Annotated in this window: 16 protein-coding genes and 2 pseudogenes; 11 read left to right on the top strand and 7 right to left on the bottom strand. The window is 72.4% G+C overall.

Features of this window, described 5'->3' with window-relative positions:
* Positions 1-118 precede the first annotated feature (118 nt).
* From AB0I91_RS30290 to AB0I91_RS30255, 8 genes and pseudogenes are all read left to right on the top strand, one after another.
* Positions 119-718, top strand: a complete 600-nt coding sequence (locus AB0I91_RS30290) for a hypothetical protein (protein WP_499640007.1) — start codon at positions 119-121, stop codon at positions 716-718.
* Positions 719-883: 165 nt separating this feature from the next.
* Positions 884-1,855: a carotenoid oxygenase family protein gene (locus tag AB0I91_RS30285; protein WP_499640006.1), complete on the top strand. Its 972-nt coding sequence runs from the start codon at positions 884-886 to the stop codon at positions 1,853-1,855.
* Between the two features lie 154 nt (positions 1,856-2,009).
* Positions 2,010-2,555 carry a TetR/AcrR family transcriptional regulator gene (locus AB0I91_RS30280; RefSeq protein ID WP_498775478.1) on the top strand — a complete coding sequence of 182 codons (546 nt, stop codon included), beginning with the start codon at positions 2,010-2,012 and terminating at the stop codon, positions 2,553-2,555.
* 346 nt (positions 2,556-2,901) lie between these two features.
* Positions 2,902-4,833 carry an FAD/NAD(P)-binding protein gene (locus tag AB0I91_RS30275; RefSeq protein WP_499640005.1) on the top strand — a complete coding sequence of 644 codons (1,932 nt, stop codon included), beginning with the start codon at positions 2,902-2,904 and terminating at the stop codon, positions 4,831-4,833.
* 289 nt (positions 4,834-5,122) lie between these two features.
* Positions 5,123-5,341 (top strand): annotated as a pseudogene (locus AB0I91_RS30270) (PEP-utilizing enzyme); the annotation flags it as partial.
* Between the two features lie 6 nt (positions 5,342-5,347).
* The gene (locus AB0I91_RS30265) at positions 5,348-6,346 is read left to right on the top strand and encodes a putative PEP-binding protein (protein WP_498775691.1); all 999 of its coding nucleotides are present in this window, start codon (positions 5,348-5,350) and stop codon (positions 6,344-6,346) included.
* 221 nt (positions 6,347-6,567) lie between these two features.
* Positions 6,568-7,227, top strand: coding sequence for a transcriptional repressor LexA (gene lexA / locus AB0I91_RS30260; RefSeq protein WP_498775475.1), 660 nt, complete (start codon positions 6,568-6,570; stop codon positions 7,225-7,227).
* A 150-nt stretch (positions 7,228-7,377) separates the two neighbouring features.
* Positions 7,378-7,800: a DUF6292 family protein gene (locus AB0I91_RS30255; protein ID WP_498775474.1), complete on the top strand. Its 423-nt coding sequence runs from the start codon at positions 7,378-7,380 to the stop codon at positions 7,798-7,800.
* Positions 7,801-7,809: 9 nt separating this feature from the next.
* Here the strand turns inward: AB0I91_RS30255 and AB0I91_RS30250 are convergent, their stop codons facing one another.
* Positions 7,810-8,040 carry a hypothetical protein gene (locus AB0I91_RS30250; RefSeq protein ID WP_230568999.1) on the bottom strand — a complete coding sequence of 77 codons (231 nt, stop codon included), beginning with the start codon at positions 8,038-8,040 and terminating at the stop codon, positions 7,810-7,812.
* A 168-nt stretch (positions 8,041-8,208) separates the two neighbouring features.
* Between AB0I91_RS30250 and AB0I91_RS30245 the strand changes: the two genes are divergently transcribed.
* Positions 8,209-9,858, top strand: a complete 1,650-nt coding sequence (locus AB0I91_RS30245; RefSeq protein WP_499640004.1) for a serine/threonine-protein kinase — start codon at positions 8,209-8,211, stop codon at positions 9,856-9,858.
* 24 nt (positions 9,859-9,882) lie between these two features.
* Here AB0I91_RS30245 and AB0I91_RS30240 read toward each other — a convergent pair whose 3' ends face one another.
* Entirely contained in the window at positions 9,883-10,290 is a 408-nt protein-coding gene (locus AB0I91_RS30240; protein ID WP_498775470.1) for an STAS domain-containing protein, read from the bottom strand.
* A gap of 83 nt (positions 10,291-10,373) precedes the next feature.
* Entirely contained in the window at positions 10,374-10,997 is a 624-nt protein-coding gene (locus tag AB0I91_RS30235; protein ID WP_499640003.1) for a hypothetical protein, read from the bottom strand.
* 42 nt (positions 10,998-11,039) lie between these two features.
* Between AB0I91_RS30235 and AB0I91_RS30230 the strand changes: the two genes are divergently transcribed.
* Positions 11,040-11,756: a MerR family transcriptional regulator gene (locus tag AB0I91_RS30230; protein WP_498775466.1), complete on the top strand. Its 717-nt coding sequence runs from the start codon at positions 11,040-11,042 to the stop codon at positions 11,754-11,756.
* A gap of 79 nt (positions 11,757-11,835) precedes the next feature.
* On the opposite strand, the gene AB0I91_RS30225 is transcribed toward AB0I91_RS30230, so the two are convergent.
* From AB0I91_RS30225 to AB0I91_RS30210, 4 genes and pseudogenes are all read right to left on the bottom strand, one after another.
* Positions 11,836-12,186, bottom strand: a complete 351-nt coding sequence (locus AB0I91_RS30225; protein ID WP_499640002.1) for a hypothetical protein — start codon at positions 12,184-12,186, stop codon at positions 11,836-11,838.
* Between the two features lie 373 nt (positions 12,187-12,559).
* Positions 12,560-15,169 carry a CHAT domain-containing protein gene (locus AB0I91_RS30220; protein WP_499617024.1) on the bottom strand — a complete coding sequence of 870 codons (2,610 nt, stop codon included), beginning with the start codon at positions 15,167-15,169 and terminating at the stop codon, positions 12,560-12,562.
* Positions 15,170-15,261: 92 nt separating this feature from the next.
* On the bottom strand, positions 15,262-15,471 hold the full coding sequence (locus AB0I91_RS30215) for a hypothetical protein (protein ID WP_498775460.1): 210 nt from the start codon (positions 15,469-15,471) through the stop codon (positions 15,262-15,264).
* Positions 15,472-16,111: 640 nt separating this feature from the next.
* Positions 16,112-16,711 (bottom strand): annotated as a pseudogene (locus AB0I91_RS30210) (RNA polymerase sigma factor); the annotation flags it as partial.
* A gap of 197 nt (positions 16,712-16,908) precedes the next feature.
* Here AB0I91_RS30210 and AB0I91_RS30205 point away from each other — a divergent pair.
* Positions 16,909-18,141, top strand: coding sequence for an IS30 family transposase (locus AB0I91_RS30205; protein ID WP_499640001.1), 1,233 nt, complete (start codon positions 16,909-16,911; stop codon positions 18,139-18,141).
* Positions 18,142-18,231 lie beyond the last annotated feature (90 nt).

Below are 18,231 nucleotides of genomic sequence, written 5' to 3'. Positions count from 1 at the left end.
GCGGCACCTCCCAACGGCACCTCGTCCCACAGCGAGGTGCCGTTGCCGTGTCCGGGCTCGGTTCAGCCGGACGACGTGCGCCGGCCAACGCCGCAGGGGGCGTAGCCGTCCCATAGACATGATCGACGAACGCGGACACATCGACGCGACACGGCTGCCTGAGGACGTCGTCGCGCTCCTCGACGCGCTCAGCCCCGGTGAGAGCCTGGTCGTCACGAGGGACGGTGTCCCGATCGCGACGGTCACCGCCACCGCCGAACCGCGCGGGGACGCCGGGCCGGACCCGGCGGTGCACGACGTGACCGTGGTCGCCACCGCGATGAAGCTGTCCAGGTCGGCGCGGGCGTCGCTGTCGGCCGCCCTCGGCGAGGACTACATCGTGCTCGACCTGCACGCGGCGCCGAAGACGGCCGACGTGCTGCTGGCGCCGCCCGGCAGCCCGCAGCTGATCGGGCTGCTCCGGTCTGTGTTCCCGAAGGCCCGCGTCATCGTCACCGAGGTCGAGGACGACGGCCTCGCGGTCAGCTACCACGGTCCCGTCCGGCGCATGCTCGACGCCGGCGCCGACGGCTACCTGACCTCGACCACCATCGGGCGCCTGGCGCGGCAGCTCGACCACGACGTCACCCGGCACCGGAGCCTCGCCGCGGGCGGCGCCACGACGATCGCGATCGAGTCCGCCACGAGCGCGCCGGACCCTCGAGGTGACCAGTTGTGACCACCGGGTGGGCCACCACGTCCTGTCCGCGAGACGTGAGGTTGGCGCAATAGGCCGTACGGGTACACGTGCCGCCAGGGGCCGGATCGGCTTGACGAGGTTCCATAACGCCGCTATAAATGGTAGTAAGACAGTGTTATGGAATGTGAGGACGGGGTGGTTGGCGTGGTCGCGTCGGTGCGGGAGGTCGCGGAAGCGCTGGTGGTGCGTGGTGCGCTGCCCGCCGGGCTGGACGGTGCGCTCGTCTGGTCCGGCAAGTACGGCGTGTCGGGCGTCCGGCTCGGGCCGGACGGCGCGCGGTGGTACCGCGGCCCGAGGCCGGCCGCCCTCGTGCCGGCCGACCTGCCCTCCGGCGCCACGATGGCCCGCCCGGTCTTCGACGGCGGGGTGTGGCACACGGCCATGTCGCACCCGGACCTCGGTTACGCCGAGCACGTCACGCTCGGCGACGACGGCGAGGTGCTGCGCGCCGAGCCGTTCCCGCTGGAGGGCGCGCCCCGGATGCGCGCGGTCGGCGTGACGGACCGCTTCGTGGTCGTCTTCGACTCGGCGCCGTACTACAGCCGCGCCGCCGACCTCGTCGGCCTGCGCGACCCGTACTCCGGCCCGGCCACCGGCCCGACGCGCATCGGCCTGCTCGCCTACGGCCGGCCGCTGTGGTTCGAGGTGGCCGAGGGCGAGGTGCTGTCCCTGGTCAACGCCTACGAGGACCTCGGTCGCGTGGTCGTGGACGCGGTCTGGGCGCCGGGCGTGCTGCGTCGCCACACGCTGGACCTCGCCACCGGCGGCGTGCGCCAGGTCGAGCTGCCCGCGATGGACGTCGGCGTCGTCGACGACCGCCTGGCGGGCCGCCGCCACCGCTTCGTGTTCGGCACGGCGGGCGCCGCGATCATCCGCCACGACGTGGCGCTGGGCTGCACGTGGCGCCGCGAGCTCGCCACCACGCCGAGCCAGCCGGTGTTCGTGCCGAACGGCAAGGACGAGGGGCAAGGCTGGGTGGTGACCGTCGCGGGCGACGAGGTGCTGGTGCTGGACGCGGCCGACCTCGCGGGTCCGCCGGTCGCGGTGGTGCGCCTGCCGTTCGAGGTCGAGGCCTCGCGTCGGGCCACGTGGGTCGCCGGCGGCGCGGAGGGGTGAGCCGGCGCGCGCTCGGCCACGGCAAGCGGGTGCAGCGGGGAATAGTGGGGCCATTGGTGCGGGAGTAGACTTTAGGGAACCGTCCCTAGCATGGCGATGGCGAGGGGAACCCGTGCATCGAACCGCTGCTGAGACCCGGTCCCACGTACTGCGAGTGGCCGGGGACCTGTTCTACCTGAGGGGGATCCGCGCCACGGGCGTGGACCTCGTCGCGGCCGAGGCCGGTGTCGCACCGACCACCCTCTACCGCCTGTTCGCGTCCAAGGACGACCTCGTCGGCGCCTACGTCGAGCGCGCCGACCTCGAGTTCCGCGCCCAGTTCACCGCCGCCGTCGAGGGCGCGGGCCCGGACCCGCGCGACCAGATCCTGGCGGTGTTCGACATCGTGCTCCGCGAGCTCTCCTCCGAGGCGTTCCGCGGCTGCAAGTTCCTCATCTCGATGGCCGAGTTCCCGGAGCCCGACCTGCCCGCGCACCACAACGCCCTCGTGGCGAAGTCGTGGACCAGGGCGCGGATGCGCGAGCTGACCGACGAGCTCGGGGTCGAGGACCCGGACGCGCTGGCCGACCAGCTGATGCTGGTCTTCGAGGGCCTGCACGCGTCGGGCCAGTCGTTCGGCCCGGACGGTCCCGCCAAGCGGGGACGAGGGCTGGCCGAAGCCCTCCTGGCGTCCGCCGCGCCGCGGCCGAACGGTTCCTGACTCCCGCCCCGCCCGCTCGTGAGAGGTCGTCGACGCGTCGCCGTCGGCGGCCTCCGCTGTTTTGTCCGCATTTTTGCGGACTCGGTGACCTCCAGTCGTGCGGCGAATTGTCAAGCACCTGTGCGGTAATGGCTTCGGGAATGCATCGATATCCCTCGTGATCGGCCCCGGATCCGGCCTGGCCCAGGGTGCCGCGGTGATCATCACGTCGAACCCGTCGAACGTCCGGCCGGCTTCGGGCGAAATTCCGAGGAACGATTGGGTCACGCGGCCTTCGCGGCATGTCCACCTCGCATGATCGACGGTATTCTACTGGCCGATCAACCAATGCGCGGTCCGGAACGGCGTGGCTTCGGCTCGCCGTCCGCGACTTCGGCGGGTAGCTCCAGAGGGAAACAGAGGTGGCATGGTGAAAAGCGTGGACCGGTTCCGCCGGGTTGTCGTCGTCGGAGCGGGTCTGGCCGGCACCGCGACCACCATCCGCTTTCTCAGGTTCGCCCGCGAGCCATTGGAGGTGGTGCTGGTGGAACGCCGTCCGGACTACCGGAACTCCGGCGTGGCCTACCAGCGCGAGAGCAACCACTGGCACCACGTGTTCAACATCCAGGCGGGCCGCATGTCGGCATTCCGCGAGGACGTCGACGACTTCATCCGCTGGGCCAACCACGAGGCCGACCGGTCGGACTGGCCGGGGGACTGGCGCGACTTCGAGTTCACCGAGTCCGGTCCCGCGCCGCGCCGGATCTACCAGGACTACTTGGAGAGCCGCCTCGCCGAGGCCGTCCGCGAGGCGGCGGCGGGCGTGAGGCTGGTCGAGGTCGACGGGGAAGCGGTCGACGTGGAGGTCTTCGAGGACCACGCGCACGTCGTGGTGGAGGGCTTCATCGACCTGCCCGACGGCGCCGGGAGCGAGCCGGTGGTCCTCGAGGCCGACCACGTCGTGCTCGCCACCGGGCTGGAGACGAAGTACCCGGCGTTCGCGGCCGAGGTGCTGGAGCACCCGGCGTTCGTGCGCAGCCCGTATTCCAAGAGCGGTATCGAGCGGTTGCTCCACGTGCGCAAGGACGGCGTCGTCGCGATCGTCGGCACGTTGCTCAGCGCCTACGACTCCGCGACGCTGTTGTTACGCCAGGGGCACGAAGGTCGGATCCACATGATCTCCGGTTCCGGGCTGACGCCTCGCACCTATCCGTCGAACCATCGGCACCAGGTTCTCGAGTTACCGGCGCCGCAACTGCTCGGCGACCGCTGGGAAGGGCGGGAGGAATTCGTCCGCCGCTTCCGGGAAGAATGGGAGCGCGCGTGCGCGATCCTCACCCGTGAACATCCCGAAGTATCTCCGGTCGTGGTGACGGAACGGGTCGCCAAATCGTGGGAGCCTTATCTGCCCGCGATCCTGGAGCGCATTCCCACGGACGAGCTCCGCGCGTTGCTCGACAGCTACGGGAGCCTGTTGGCCGTGCTTCGGGTGAGCGCAATGGCTTATACCACGAATATCGTCGACGCGGCCATGGGCGAAGGCGGTCAGATCGTGCTCACCACCGGCCGCGTGCACGAGATCCGGGCCACCGGAGCGGGCACGCTCGTCCTGTCCGTCACGGGGCAGGGCGCGACGCGGACGATCGAGGCGGATCTCGTCGTCTCGAATTTCGGGCGCGAGACGAACTACGAGCGCGCGGACTCCGCGCTGTGGACGAACCTGCTGCGGAAGGAAATCGCCGTCGCGCACCGGCGCACCGGGCGCGGTGTCGAAGTCGACCCGTGCGGCCGACTCCTCGGTCCCGACGGCACGCCGTCCGGTCCCGTTTCCGTCGTGGGCAGCCCGCGTGAGGGCGACGAGATCATCCGGAACGGTCGGACCGGCGCGTTCACGTTCAACCTCGCCGCGATCAAGAACCACTCGGTGGAAGTCGCGGCCACCACGCTGCACCGCATCGAATCGTGTTACGACGAGCAGGCGGAGGGGCTCGTCGGCGCGTTGACCGAAACGGCCGATCCCGAATTGCGCGAGGCCGTCTCGCATTCGGTCATGCTCGACGTCCGCCGTATGGCGACCCGTCGCCGTGACGACCGCCAAGCGCTGGCAGCCCTGCTGGAGGAGGCCATTCACCGGGTCCGGGACCTCGCCCCGCGCGACGGCGACGGCCCGCCGACGGACCGGGCCTTGCGGTTCGCGGTGAACTCGGCCGCCACCACGAAGCTGACGGACCTCTCCGTGACGCCGCGCGAACTCCGTTTCCTGCTCGGGCTCGAAGAGGCGGTGGAGCCGGTCGCCTGAACCGGGCTCCGCTCGGACCCGCGCCACCAATTCTGCGCGACTCCGCACCCGCCGACTACTCCGTGGTTGCCCGTGAACCCGGGGCCGACACGGCACGAATGGACCACTACCTCGCACGAGAGAAGATGCCGGGCCGGCCCGCCGACTGCGAGGCTCGGGTCATGGTTCGTCGTGTTCGACGCAAACCCGGGGCCGACGTCGTGCGCCACGACGTCGGCCCCGGAGGTCGGCAGCCAAGCCGACTCGCCCGCCAGGTCCGCAAACCGACCGGAATCGGTAGGAGGGTGCTGTGAGCCCGCGCGAGATCCCAGGGGTTCTGCTCGTCGGTTCGCCGTCGACGAGTGTTCGCGGCATCGCCAATCACACGGGAAGACCCCAGCCCGGTTCCGTGCTCGTGGTCGACGTGCTCGGCCCCGAGTTGTACGACACGATCGTCAGGTCCGCCGCCGTGGTGTGTTCCGGTGGCGGTCGGACCGGTCACATGGAATCCCTGTGCCGATCACGGGGAATTCCGGTGCTCCGGATTCCGCACGCCGAACTCGCCGGGTTGGTCGGCGAAGTGACCGTGCGGACCGACCGCGAGTCGGTCACCCTCGGCGAGACCGACGTCACGGCACAATCCGTGGAATACCCCACCGTCACCCCGGAAGACCTGCGTTCGGTCTGCGTCGTCATCGCCGACGCGACCGACATCCAGTCCACGAATGCGATCCAACCCCGGGTCGACCAGGTGACCTCGTTCTTCATCCGCGAGGAGTTCGTCTGCCTCTCCTCGGGGCTGAGCCCGCTCGACGCGCTCCGCGCGGGCATTCCCGAGGCCGAGCGCTACGGCGCGGCGATCGGGGCGGAGCTGTGCGCCATCGTCAAGGAGCTCCTGCCGGGCCAACGCCTGGTGATGAGGCTGCTGGACCTCCGGTCCGACGACGCCGCGCAGATCACCAACGTGGTCGACGTCGACCACGAGTCCAACCCGGAACTCGGCCTGCACGGCGCGCGGTGGCTGCTGCACGAGCCGCACTACCCGCACGCGTTCCGGGCCTTGCGCGCGTACGTGCGGGAACGGCTCGGGCCGGAGGTGGACCGGTTGAGCTTCGCCGTGCCGTTCATCAACGACGAGGACGAGTTCCTGCGCCTGCGGGAGCGGCTCGACCTGTCCGACGACGTGCCGCTGTCGGTGTTCGTGGAGACCCCCGCCGCGGTGCACTCGGTGACCGGGTTCTGCGAGGCGGGCGCGAGCGAGATCTTCATGGGCACCAAGGACCTCACCCAGTTCTACCTCGCCGCGGACCGCGGCAACCACCGGGTCGCCTCCTCGTACCAGACGCGGCACCCGGCCGTCATGTCCGGGCTGCGCCAGTCCGTGGAGGCGGGCAGGCGGGCCGGGGTCCCGGTCCACGTGTTCGCGCTGGGGGCGGACGTGGGCTACTACTTCAAGCACCTGCCGACCGACCGGTTCATGATGTGCACGGCCGAACTGCGGCAACTCGCCGTGGACGCCCACGAATCACGGTGACGCGACGCCGGCCGGAGTGATCTCCGAGGTCGGCCTCCGGGTCGGAGGTCACTCCTTCGGCGTGTTCGACCCAGCAGGCCGTCCACAGTGGTCTGTGCGCAGCTCGCGGAAGTCGTGCGCCAGGAACGACGACGGCACGGTGTTCATCCGGGGAGGGGGCGACCAGTCGGTAACCACATGCCCGGGCGCGGCCGTCGGCGCCCCGCTCTATCATCCCGCAGGTGACCGCCTACGACGATCTTGACGCCTTCGGGCACCTGGACACCTCGACCCTCCCGCCACGCCAGCAGCGGATCCTCGCCGCGATCCGCGACTGGGTGGTCGAGCACGGGTACTCGCCGAGCACGCGGGAGATCGGCGACGCGGTCGGCCTGCGCTCGTCGTCCTCGGTCTCCAAGCACCTGTCGGCCTTGGAGGAGAAGGGTTTCCTCAAGCGCGGCGCCGCCGTGTCCCGGCCGATGGACGTGCGCCTGTTCCTGCGCGAGCCGTCGACGCGGGAGGCCGCCGACTCGGTGCCCGTGCCGCTGGTCGGTCACATCGCGGCCGGCACGCCCATCGCGGCCGAGGAGCACGTGGACGACGTGCTGACCCTGCCGCGCGAGCTGACCGGTCGCGGCACCGTGTTCGGCCTGCGGGTGCGCGGCGACTCGATGGTCGACGCGGCGATCTGCGACGGCGACATCGTCGTGGTCAAGCAGCAGCACGAGGCGCACTCCGGCCAGATCGTCGCCGCGATGATCGACGACGAGGCGACCGTGAAGGTCTACCGGCGTCGCAACGGCCACGTGTTCCTGGAGCCGCGCAACCCGGCCCACGACGTCATCGACGGCGACCGGGCGGTGGTCCTCGGCGTCGTAGTCTCGGTGCTGCGCAGCGTCTGAAACCCCGCGCTACGGCGATCGGCGGACACTCCACGTCACCGCTTCTCATCCGAATGGCCTAATGCCCTCGGTCGTCGAGTGGATGCAGACTGGGCCCAATTGAGATGGCGCACCTGCCCTGGCGGTGCCCGTCGCGGGTGGAGGTCGTCGATGGTCGGGATCGAGGCGGACGGCCCGGAGGACCGGGGCCTGCGGCAGTACCTGCGGCTGATCGCCCGGAGGCTGGGCGTGGACCTGGAGTCGTGCTGGTACGAGTGCGCGCCGGACGCCACGGCGTACATCGCCCTCGACCAGCGGGTGCCGCGGCACCCGGACAAGGACCTGGCGCTGGTGTGGGACGAGCACACCGGGTGGTGCGCCGGGATCGAGGTCGGCCGGGGAGCGGACCTGCTCCCGTTGACCTACCTCGGCCCGCCGGTGCTGCCGCCGCCGGAGGCGGTCACGGTGTTCGTCTCGGACCTGGTCGCCGGCCGCCGCCCCGACCGCCCCGTGCCGCCCGCCATGCCGATCGAGGACCACCTGGCCGACCTGCTGGTCGAGTACGCCGACCGCGCGCCCGCCAAGACGCTCTGACCTCGGCGTTCAGTCGGCGGGACCGCGCAGCGTCAGCACGACCCGGAGCACGTGCTCGACCGCGGACGGGAACGCCGCGCCCCGCAGCTCGCCGCGCGTGGCCAGGTTCCGCGAGGCGAACTCCAGCATGCGGTCGTGGCCGACCCGGCGGACCACGAGCGCGGCGATCTCCTCCAGGTCGAGCCCGGGGTTGTCCAGTCGGGTCAGGGCGAACTCGACCACGAGCTCCTCGTCCGTCATGACCGGCTCCCTCCGACCCCTCGAGCGTAGTTGAGCAGGGGCCCGGCGGGCTTCTTCCTGCCGGCGGTGCCGGAGACCACTGAGGACTTCGGTCGACCTTCGGTCCGGTGGGCGGCAAGTTCGGCAAGTGGCGTTGCCGGCGCGGCGTCTCGATTAGCCTCTGCCGGCGTGGACAAGGTCGGCAACCGCTACACCCCGGTGGAACGTCTCGGCAGCGGCGCGATGGGCGTGGTCTGGCGGGCGCACGACGAGCTGCTGCACCGGGACGTCGCGATCAAGCAGCTCCTGCTGCCCGGCCTGGACGCGGCCGAGGTGGACGAGGCGTGCCGCCGCGCCATGCGCGAGGCCCGCATCGCCGCCCGGCTCCAGCACCCGAACGCGATCGGCGTGTTCGACGTGGTCGTCGAGGACGGCAAGCCGTGCCTGGTGATGGAGTACCTGCCCTCGCGCAGCCTGTCGGCGGTCCTCGCCGAACGCGGCGCGCTGCCGCCCACCGAGGCGGCGCGGATCGGCGGTCACGTCGCCTCCGCGCTGGCCGCCGCGCACCGGGCCGGCGTGGTGCACCGCGACATCAAGCCGGGCAACGTCCTGATCGGCGCCGACGGCACGGTCAAGATCACCGACTTCGGCATCTCCCGCGCGGTCGGCGACGTCACCGTCACCCGGACCGGGATGCTCGCGGGCACGTTGGCCTACCTCGCGCCGGAACTGGCCCGCGGCGCGGACCCGACGCCGGCGGCCGACGTGTTCTCCCTCGGGGCGACCCTCTACGCCGTGGTGGAGGGCCGGCCGCCGTTCGACGGCGGTGACAACGACCTCGGGATGCTGCACCGGATCGCCGGCGGGCGGGTCGTGCCGCCGAGGCGGTCGGGTCCGCTGACCGCGGTGCTGACGAGGTTGCTGGCCAACGACCCGGCCGCCCGGCCGACCGCCGAGCGGGCGAGCCGCGAGCTGGCCGCCCTGACCGGCGCCGCGTCGCCGACTCCGACCCCGCCGACTCCGACACGGCCTGCTCCGACCCCGCCTGCTCCGACACCGCCCGGTGCCGTGCCGGCGGTGTCCGCGCCACCCACCAGGGCGATGCCACCGGCGTACGCACCGACCGCGATCGGCGCACCTTCGACGACCGCGCAGCCGATGACCGCGCTGCCCTTGACCGCGCCGCCCATGACCGCGCAACCCATGACCGGGCCGCCCGTGACGGCACGTCCGATGACCGCGCCGCCCGCGTCGGACCCCGGCCGCCGCAGGTGGGTCGTGCCGGCGCTCGCGGCCGCCGTGGTGGTCGCCGTCGCGGCCACCGTGCTGATCACGTCGCTGCTCGACAGCACGGGGCAGTCGGCCACGCCGGCCACGTCCGACCCGGCCACCACCCGGGCGGAGCCCTCCGACACCGACGCACCGGGCACCGACGCACCGGCCGACGTGCCCACCGCCGACGCGCCCGTCACCTCGGAGCCCTACACCACGTCGGAGGAGGCCGCCGAGCCGACCGAGACCGCGCCGGACGCCGCGACGGTCGTCCGGTTCGTGCACGCCCACTTCGCCAACCTCCCGCACGACGCCGCCACGGCCCGGGAGAACTGGGCCCCGGAGAACCGGCCGTCGGAGTGGGAGGACGACCAGTTCTGGAGCGCCTACCGCGCGGTCGCCGTGAGCGGCGAGCCGGAGGTCACGGCCAACGGGTCCACCTCCACCGTCCTCGTCACCCTCGAGCTCACGCCCCGGGACGACGCCGACCCGGTCACCGAGGACTACCTCCTGACCGTCGTCGAGCGGGACGACCGTCTGCTGGTCATCGGCTTCGACGAGGCGTGAACCGGGACGGCGCGAGCCGAGGGGTCACGACGACCACCACGAGAACCCGGTGTCCGCCTCGTGCCCGGTCCGGGCGCGCACCGAGGCCAGCGCCTCGTCCTGGGTGCGGTGCAGCCGCAGCAGGTCCTCGGTGTCGGTCATGCGGATCGGCCGCGCCACCGTGCGCCTGCCCGCCACCACGGCGAACCCGGCGCCCACCACGTCGGCGCGCTGCCGTGCCTCCACCAGCACCGCGATGCCCATCGACCCGAAGAACCCCACGTCGCCCAGGTCGACCACCAACGCGGACGCCCGGCCGTTCAGGCAGGTGAACAACGCCTCGCGCACGTCGCGGAAGCTGTCGACGTCGAAGTCGCCGTGCACGGCGGCGACCACCACGCCGTCCTCACCCACGTCCTCGACCGTCACCGGCTGATCGACATCCCCGTGCACTACCGCTCCTCCACCCCGATCCGGCTGCGACGCCGTCACCCACCATTACCCGCTCGACGCCCGACCGACACCGCCACTGGGACTCACGGCGTCCCGAGCTCCCGCCACCCCAGCACCCCGTACCAGACCACGACGGGCAGGTGGAGCGCGTAACCGACCTGCTCCAACGCCGCGGACGGGCCGGCCAGCCCGGTCGTCCAGGGCAGCAGCACGGACCCGAGACTGGACAGCGCGGCGACCAGCCCGGCACGGCGCAGACCAGCCGTCACGGGCAGGCACAGCGCGGCGGCCGCGGTGGCCGCCGCCCACAGCAGACCGGCCAGGTTGACGGTCCACTTGGCCACGAGCAGCACCGCCCTGGCCACCTCGACGGCCGCGGGCTCGGCGGCCAGCTGGGTCACCGCCAGGTTGCCCGCGTCGTGCAGCAGGCCCGCCAGCCCCGCGCACGCGAGCAGCCCGGCCGGCAGCGGCGCGACCCGGCGGGCGGCCATCGTGAGCGCGGCGGCGACGAGGGCCGTCCAGCCGATCACGTCGAGCCCCAGTTCGAGCAGGTGCAACGCGGTCCGGTCGCGGATCGCGGCCAGCGCGGCGGCGGGTTCGGCCGGGTTCAGGGTCAACCCCGATGGCACGACGACGGCCGCACCGGCGACCATGGCCGTGAGGGCGGTCAGCAGCAGGACACCGGTGAGCCGGTGAGTTGTGGTCATGGCCGGCGACCGTAGGAACCTGACGCAGGGGCAAGGTCAAGCATGTGGCGCATCGGGCAGTTGGCGCGGATGGTCGGCGTCTCCGACCGCACGCTGCGCCACTACGACAGGATCGGGCTGCTGCGCCCGGCCGCCGTGGACCGCGCCACCGGCTACCGCTGGTACGGCGTGGCGGAGCTGACCCGGCTGGAACGCGTCCGCGGCCTGCGCCGCCTCGGGCTGCCGCTGCGGCAGATCGCCGACCTGGTCGACGCGCCCGACACCGACCTGCGCCGAGCGCTGACCGAGCGGGTGGACGCACTGCGCCGCGACATCGCCGCCCTGTCCGCGGCCGTCGCCGCGGCCGAGGACCGCCTCGCCGTGCCGACCGCCGTCCTGCCGCAGCTGACCACGGTGGCCGCACGTCGCCTGCGGGTCGAGCGCATCGAGGTCGGCCACCCGTCCGAGCTGGGCGCCGCCTGGTGCTCGACCACGGTGCTGACCTGGCTCGACCGCGAGCCGACGAGCGGCTTCCCGGCGGCCGTGGCGACGGAACGCGGCGGCGAGCCCCTGGTGCTGCCCGAGCGGACCGTGGTGCGCGCGGTGGCCCCACCGGCGTCGGGCGTCGTCCGCGCCGGGCGGGAGCTGTTCGACTGGCTGCGCCGCCACGACCTGGCCGTGGGCGGCCCGACGGTGGAGGAGCACCTGGTCGACGCGGACGGCGAGACCGCCACGGTGCTGGAGATCCCGGTGCGCCCCGCGCCGGCCCGGTCGGCGTGAGTCGCCTCGTGCATCGGTGGTCCACAAGGGGTGCGGTCGGGAGGTGGGTGACCCTCCACAATGGACGTGATGCGCGGGATCAGCTCTTGCAGTCGTTGAAGAACGTGATCACGTCGGTCTTCTTCTCCGCCTTCGCGCACGTGAAGAGAATTCCCTCGATGCCTTCGAGCTTCAACGAGTACTCGACCTGTGCCGCGCGACCCGTCACGGTGCAATAGGCGCCGACCGGACCCTTCGCCTCAGCCGGGTTGAGACCGGCGGCGATCAACGCGGCCTTGACATCGGGGTTGTACGCACTGGCGAATCCGCCGCATTCGGCCGCGTCGAGCCTGGGCGCGGGTGCGTGCGTGTCGGCCACGGCCGCCCCGCCCCCGATCACCAGGCCGAACGCGCACAGCGTGACGAGTGCCCTGTGTCCCAAGCGTGTCATCAACCCACTCCTGCTCGTGAGGTGCCGATTCCCACGAGGCGAATACCCGGGGCCGGGACGCGAATGCCAAGGCCGACCACAATCCCACGATAGAGCCACAGCGCTGGGAGTACGGCACCCGAAAGGACTTCATCGAGCGCCTTCGCGGACGCTCGGTAGCGGCGTCCCCGATACGTGTCGGCTGTCGAGCTGTGCCGTCCGTCCACAGAGGACTGTACCCGCCGGTCGGCGCGTGAGGTCGGGGCGCAGCGCCGCGCCCAGGGCGTCGGCGAACATCACGGGACCGGAGAAGAACACCGCGTCCGGCGCGGCCAGGCCACCAGCGGGTGCCCTCTGGAAGCCACCGCGCAAGCGCGTTAGCCCAGCAGCGGGTTCAGCCGCTGCCGAGGCAGACGAACGGCCGCCGCAACGGGTCGACCGCGATCGCGTCCGCCAGCGCCACGGCCGGTCGGGCGCCGGCGGCCAGGCTGCGGTGGTAGTCGTCCATCGCGGCGGCGCACGCCTGGTCGCCGACCCGGCTCAGCGGGGCGACCACCATCTGCGAGCCGCTGGCGAGCAGGGCGCTTGCGAAGCCCAGGGGCTCGTCACCAGGGCGGATCCGGTTGAGCGCGAGCTCGCACGCGGCCAGCACGACCTGCCGGGGCGGGTGGGCGAGTCCGGCCATCTCGTGCGCGTAGAGCGGGCCGTCGCTCAGCTCCAGCCGGGAGAACAGGGCGTTCTCCGGCTCGTGGACGCCGTGCGCGGCCAGGTGCGCGATCCCCGCGCCGTCCAACGCCTCCAGCACCGTGGCGACCGACGCCTGCCGGCCCGACATCAACGCGGCGGTGGCGTAGTGCGCGCCCAGCTTGTCGATCTCACCGACGGCGGCGGGCAGCTCGGGGCCGCGCACCAGCACCGTCCGCCCGACGGGCCCGCTCTCGGCGCGCTCCGCGGCCAGCCAGGCGGTGGCCGACGGCGCCACGACGGTCGGCCGCCCGTGCAGCGTCGGCAGCACGCCCCACGGCACCGCGTACAGCGCGCCGGTCGGCACGACCACCAGCTCGCGCTCGCCGATCAGCTCCGCCAGCGGCTGGATCAGCTGCGCGTCGAGCCGGTCGGCCTGCTTGCGCGCCGACACCGACATCACCCGCAGCAACGGTTCCGGCAGGTGGTCGGGTGCCAGCGCGTTGAGGTCCGCGTTGAGCATCCGGGCGCTCTCGGCCGCCCGCTCGGCCGACCCGAGCCGGGCCAGCCGCACGTCGGAGCCGACCACGACCACCGCGACCAGGTCGTCCTCGGACGCCGCGAAGCTGACCAGCGCCCGGTCGCCGAGCCGCGCCACCACGTCGGCCACCCCGGCGACGGGACGCGGCTTGCCCCACCCGCCGGTGTGCCAGCCGAGCCGGTTGGCCTCGCGGAGGCGTTCGGCCCGGCGGGCGCGCAGCGCGGCGGTCGCGTGGCCGTCGTGCTCGGCCTGGTGGATCGACTGGGTGAGGCTGCGCACCTCGGCGATCCGCTCGGCCAGCTCGGGGTTGTCGACGCGGGTCAGCGCCTCGTAGCGGTAGGTCTGGGCGCGCGTGCGCTCCAACCAGGAGAACAGCCGGCGGGCGTTGCCGCCGTCGAGCACGAGCTGGACGGCCAGCTCGGCCAGCTCCCGGCCGTGCAGCGCGGTCCCGGACAGCAGGTCGAGGCCGCCCATCCGGTCGCGCACGTGGTCGAGGTCCGTCAGGCCGGCCCGGATCTCGGCGAGCGCGGCGGCCCGCCGACCGCGGGCGAGGGCCAGCTCGGCCCGGCACAGCCGGCGCAGCATGCGGTAGTCGATCGGGGCGAGCTTCCCGGGCCGGGGCACCCGGTCGAGGATGCGCTCCGCCGCGCCCACGTCACCGCGGCGGATCTCCAGCCGCACGGCCAGCATCCGGGCGAGAGCGGCCTGCTCGGCCAGCCGCGGCACGGGCAAGGAGTCGGCGAACGCCACCGCCCGCCCGGGCAGTGACCGGGACACGCGGCCGGACCGCAACGCCAGCCGGGTGTCCACGCGCAGCCCGATCAGCGTCGCGTTCGCGACGCAGGTCTCGCAGCCCCAGCGCCGCATCCGCTGCCGCGCGGACGAGGCCATGGCGCGCGCCAGGTCGAGGTCGTCGGTCATGTACGCGGCCACGGCCCGGTACAGCTCGACGTCGGCCAGGTCGCGCGTGACGCTCTGCTCGGCGCGCATCACCGGCAGCAGGGCGTCGAGCTGGTCGCCCGCCTCGTCGGCCAGGCCCGCGGACATCAGCGCCTGCGCCCGGTTCAGGCCGAGCAGCACCGGCACGTCCAGCTCCTGCTGCCGGTAGGACCGCTCGATGATCTCGTAGCGCCGCAGCGCCGCGGGCACGTCGCCGACCCGCAGGTCGAGCAGCCCGAGCGCGTGGTTCGCGTCGGCGGCGCGGTCCAGCAGCCCGTGGCGGGTGGCCAGCGCGACGGCCCGGGTGAGGTCGAGCCGCGCCTGGCGCACGGATCCGAGCCGGGTGTGCGCGGTGCCCCGGCTGCGCAGCGTCTTGACGACCAGGTCGACCAGCGACGACACCGGTCCGCCCGCGGCGAGGCGGCGTTCCTTGTGCTCGAGCGCGGAGTCGAAGGCGGTGATCGCGTCCTCGATCAACCCCGCGTTCAGCAGCAGCAGGCCGTGGTTGTGCTCCACCCGGCCGCGCAGTTCCGCCTTCACGACCGGATCGGCCACGTCCTCGATCAGCCGCCGTGCCTCGGCGAGCCCGGTCAGCCCCGCGGCCGGGCCCGAGGTCTCGGCCATCACGGTCGCGAAGGTCGAGGCCAACCGGATCCGCGTCGCGAGCCAGTCGGAGCGGACCACCGGGTCGACCGGGTCGATCGTGTCCGCCAGGCTCTGCCCGCGTCGCAGCAACCGCGCCGCCTCGTGGTGCCGTCCGGCGCAGTTCGCGTCCACGCCGCTGAGGTGCAGTTCGCGCGCTTCGCGGATGACGGCGGCTTCATCGGGAGAAGCGGTCACAGGCACACTTCTATGACATCACACAACACGGCGTGATAAAGCCCGCCGACCGGGATGCCCGATCGGCGGGCGTCATCACGCTTGACGGGTCACTACGCCGGCGGCGCGTCCGCGCACCCGCCACCCGAGCACTCGTCGGTCTCGTGAGTGTGGTGGTGGTGCGTGTGGTCGGGCTGCTGTTCTGGCTGGTCCGGCGTGGTTCCCGGCTCGACCGGAGTCGTGGTCCCGCCCTGCTGGACGTCCTCCACGGTCTCGACGTTCTCGTCCACGAACTCGGTCTTGGTCTCGATGGGCGTCGACAAAACGATCTCCCTCCCCTGAGGATCTGTCTTGGTCGTGCCTGGCGACTCATGATTGCTCTGAGTCAAGTTCGGCGGACCCCTCGTACCGCACGAACAGGGTAATGGTGGCACAACGGCCTAACGACCGAGAGGGAATTTCGCACATTGGGTAGGCAACCCACCGTTATCGTGCGTAAACGGCCGCAACTGTCACCCATTCAGGTAGCGCACCGCGGCCGTAGTTCGATCACTGCGCCGACGTTTTGCAGCTCGCGCGTCAGGCCTCACCGACGGGCAGGTCGGCGCGGACCTCTTGGAGCAGGTGGCCGTCGCCGAGGTAGACCCGGAACACGAGCTCGACCGTGCCCTGCTCGACGGGCACCACGCGGAACCGCACCGTTCTGCCGTCGAAGTCGTCGGGCACCCGGAACACCCTGGTCAGCGGTTCGACGGTGGCGCCCTCGGCGTGCAGCAGCACGCGCACCTCCCCGGGAACGGGCGGTGCGTCGGGCCCGGAGGTCGTCATGGCGTCCCGGACCACCGGGTAGCCGAACTCCACCTCGGCCGGCGCTCCGGCGACCACCGGCGCGTCCGAGCGCAACCGCACCCGCGGGTCACCGGGCGGGTGCGGCGGCTGTGCGGGCGAGGGCAGACCCGGCCACCCGGGCTCGGCGTCGAGGTGCGCGCGCAGCACGTCCAGGCACCGGCTCCCGGTCGGGCCGGCGCTCCCGCGCCGAGGGGACAGCGCCCCGGCGACCGCCCCGTACTCCGCCCGGCCGGCGAGCGCGGTGAGCCGCAGGAGTTCCTGGCACCTCCGGGACAGGCGGCCGAACGCCCGCCACAGCCGGCGGTCCCGGTCGTCGAGCAGCGCGGCGTCCTCGGGCAGGCCGTGCTCGCTGACCAGCTCCGCGGAGTCTTCGCTCGCCGCCGCTTCGCGGCGTGCCGGTGTCCACGTCCGTTGGGCCTCACGGCGCGTCGTGACGACGAGCCACCCGGCCAGCGCACGCGGGTCGGCCGGCCGGCCGAGGTCGCGCAGCAGCGTGAGCCAGACCGTCTGCACGACGTCCTCCGCCGTCGCGCGGTCCAGCCCGTTGCCCCGGGCCACGTGCCACACCAACGGCGTCAGGTCCGCGATCAACGCGTCCAGCGCCCGGCGGTCGCCTTCGCGCGCGGCGGCCAAGCAGGCGGCGTGCCGCTCCTCGCCCGCCAGCGCCGGCCAGTGGGGTTCGGGGTCGAATCCGGTCCGCTGTGTTCCGGGCAGTGCCACCACTCCCTTTTCCGGGGTGAACAACGCACGTTCGACCGCTACACCACCACGAGCGCGCGACAAGTTGCCCGCAGTAGTGCGGTCGACAACTCGCGAGTTCGCCGGAAAGCCTTGTGCCGGATGCGAAAGCCCCGCCCTCCGGGGCTTGAGTTCTAGGGATCGTCGCAACACCCCGAGTGTTCGGGGACGCGATGGACTTCCAGATCCGGGCCGACAGGACGGCGCAGGGGCGCAGGGAGCTCACCCGTGAACGTGAGGCTTACTTTGCGCTCATGGATCAAGGGCTGGGCAACGGCGAGGCATGTCGCCGTGTCGGAGTGCATCCGAGAACCGGCCGTGAGTGGCGCAACGGGCGGCCGGAACTCGGCGGGAAGAACCGCCGTCCCCGTCCGCCCGCGCTGGTTGTCCAGCACCGGGCGGACGGGGGTCGCGGTCGGTTCCTGTCCCAGGACGAACGCCTGCGGATCGCGGACCTGGTGCGCGGCGGGGCGGGCGTCCGGACCATCGCGCGCGAGTTGGACAGGGCGCCGTCCACGGTCAGCCGCGAGCTGCGCCGCAACAGCCACTCCGCCGGCGGTCACCACGGCCCGCACGTGGCGCAGGACCGCGCCGACAAACGCCGCGGACGCCCGAAACCCGGCAAGCTCGCGACAGCCCCCGAGCTGCGCCGGGTCGTCCAGGCCGGACTGGATCGGAGATGGAGCCCGGAGCAGATCGTGCGACGGTTGCGGCGGGACTTCCCCGACCGGCCGGAGATGCACGTGACCCACGAGACGATCTACCAGGCCCTCTACGTCCAGGGCCGCGGCGAACTGCGCCGCGAGCTGACCAGGGCGCTGCGCACCGGGCGCGCGATGCGCCGTCCCCACCGACAGTCCGCCGCACGACAACCCCGCATGTCGTCCAACATGGTGATGATCAGCGAGCGGCCCGCCGAGGTCGCCGACCGGGCCGTCCCCGGCCACTGGGAGGGCGACCTGATCATCGGCGGGGAGAGCAAGTCCGCGATCGGCACCCTGGTCGAACGCGCCACCCGCTACACACTGCTGGTCCACCTGCCCCACGGCCGCACGCCGGACAAGGTCCGCGACGCCCTGGTCGAGACCATGCGCGGCCTGCCCGTCCACCTGCGTGGGTCGCTGACCTGGGACCAGGGCTCGGAGATGCACCTGCACCACGAGTTCACCCTGGCCACCGACGTCCCGGTGTTCTTCCGCGACCCGCGTTCCCCCTGGCAGCGAGGCAGCAACGAGAACACGAACGGTCTGCTGCGCCAGTACTTCCCCAAGGGGACCGAACTCTCACCGCACGACCGCGAGCACCTGACCGCCGTCGCGGCGGAGCTCAACGGCCGCCCACGCAAAACGCTCGGCTGGGACACCCCAGCCGAGCGCTTCGCTACCCTTCTCGCCACCACCACCTAGCGCCTGTTTCACAAGTCTCGTTCGATGAGAGTCGCGCCTGAGGTGGTTCCCGGCGGTGCGGCCGAATGGGCCGCATACCGCTGTTGTATG

The organism is Actinosynnema sp. NPDC049800, from assembly GCF_040656635.1.
In the GTDB taxonomy this organism is placed as follows: domain Bacteria; phylum Actinomycetota; class Actinomycetes; order Mycobacteriales; family Pseudonocardiaceae; genus Actinosynnema.
The sequence above is the reverse complement of the archived record's forward strand: the minus strand, read 5'-3'. Positions and strand labels throughout refer to the sequence as shown.

What these genes read in the sequence shown, in the direction of transcription:
- AB0I91_RS30225 (WP_499640002.1), bottom strand. Translation starts at nt 12,186, where the DNA reads ATGACACGCTTGGGACACAGGGCACTCGTCACGCTGTGCGCGTTCGGC.
- AB0I91_RS30205 (WP_499640001.1), top strand. Translation starts at nt 16,909, where the DNA reads ATGGACTTCCAGATCCGGGCCGACAGGACGGCGCAGGGGCGCAGGGAG.
- AB0I91_RS30290 (WP_499640007.1), top strand. Translation starts at nt 119, where the DNA reads ATGATCGACGAACGCGGACACATCGACGCGACACGGCTGCCTGAGGAC.
- AB0I91_RS30250 (WP_230568999.1), bottom strand. Translation starts at nt 8,040, where the DNA reads ATGACGGACGAGGAGCTCGTGGTCGAGTTCGCCCTGACCCGACTGGAC.
- AB0I91_RS30230 (WP_498775466.1), top strand. Translation starts at nt 11,040, where the DNA reads ATGTGGCGCATCGGGCAGTTGGCGCGGATGGTCGGCGTCTCCGACCGC.
- AB0I91_RS30235 (WP_499640003.1), bottom strand. Translation starts at nt 10,997, where the DNA reads ATGACCACAACTCACCGGCTCACCGGTGTCCTGCTGCTGACCGCCCTC.
- AB0I91_RS30255 (WP_498775474.1), top strand. Translation starts at nt 7,378, where the DNA reads ATGGTCGGGATCGAGGCGGACGGCCCGGAGGACCGGGGCCTGCGGCAG.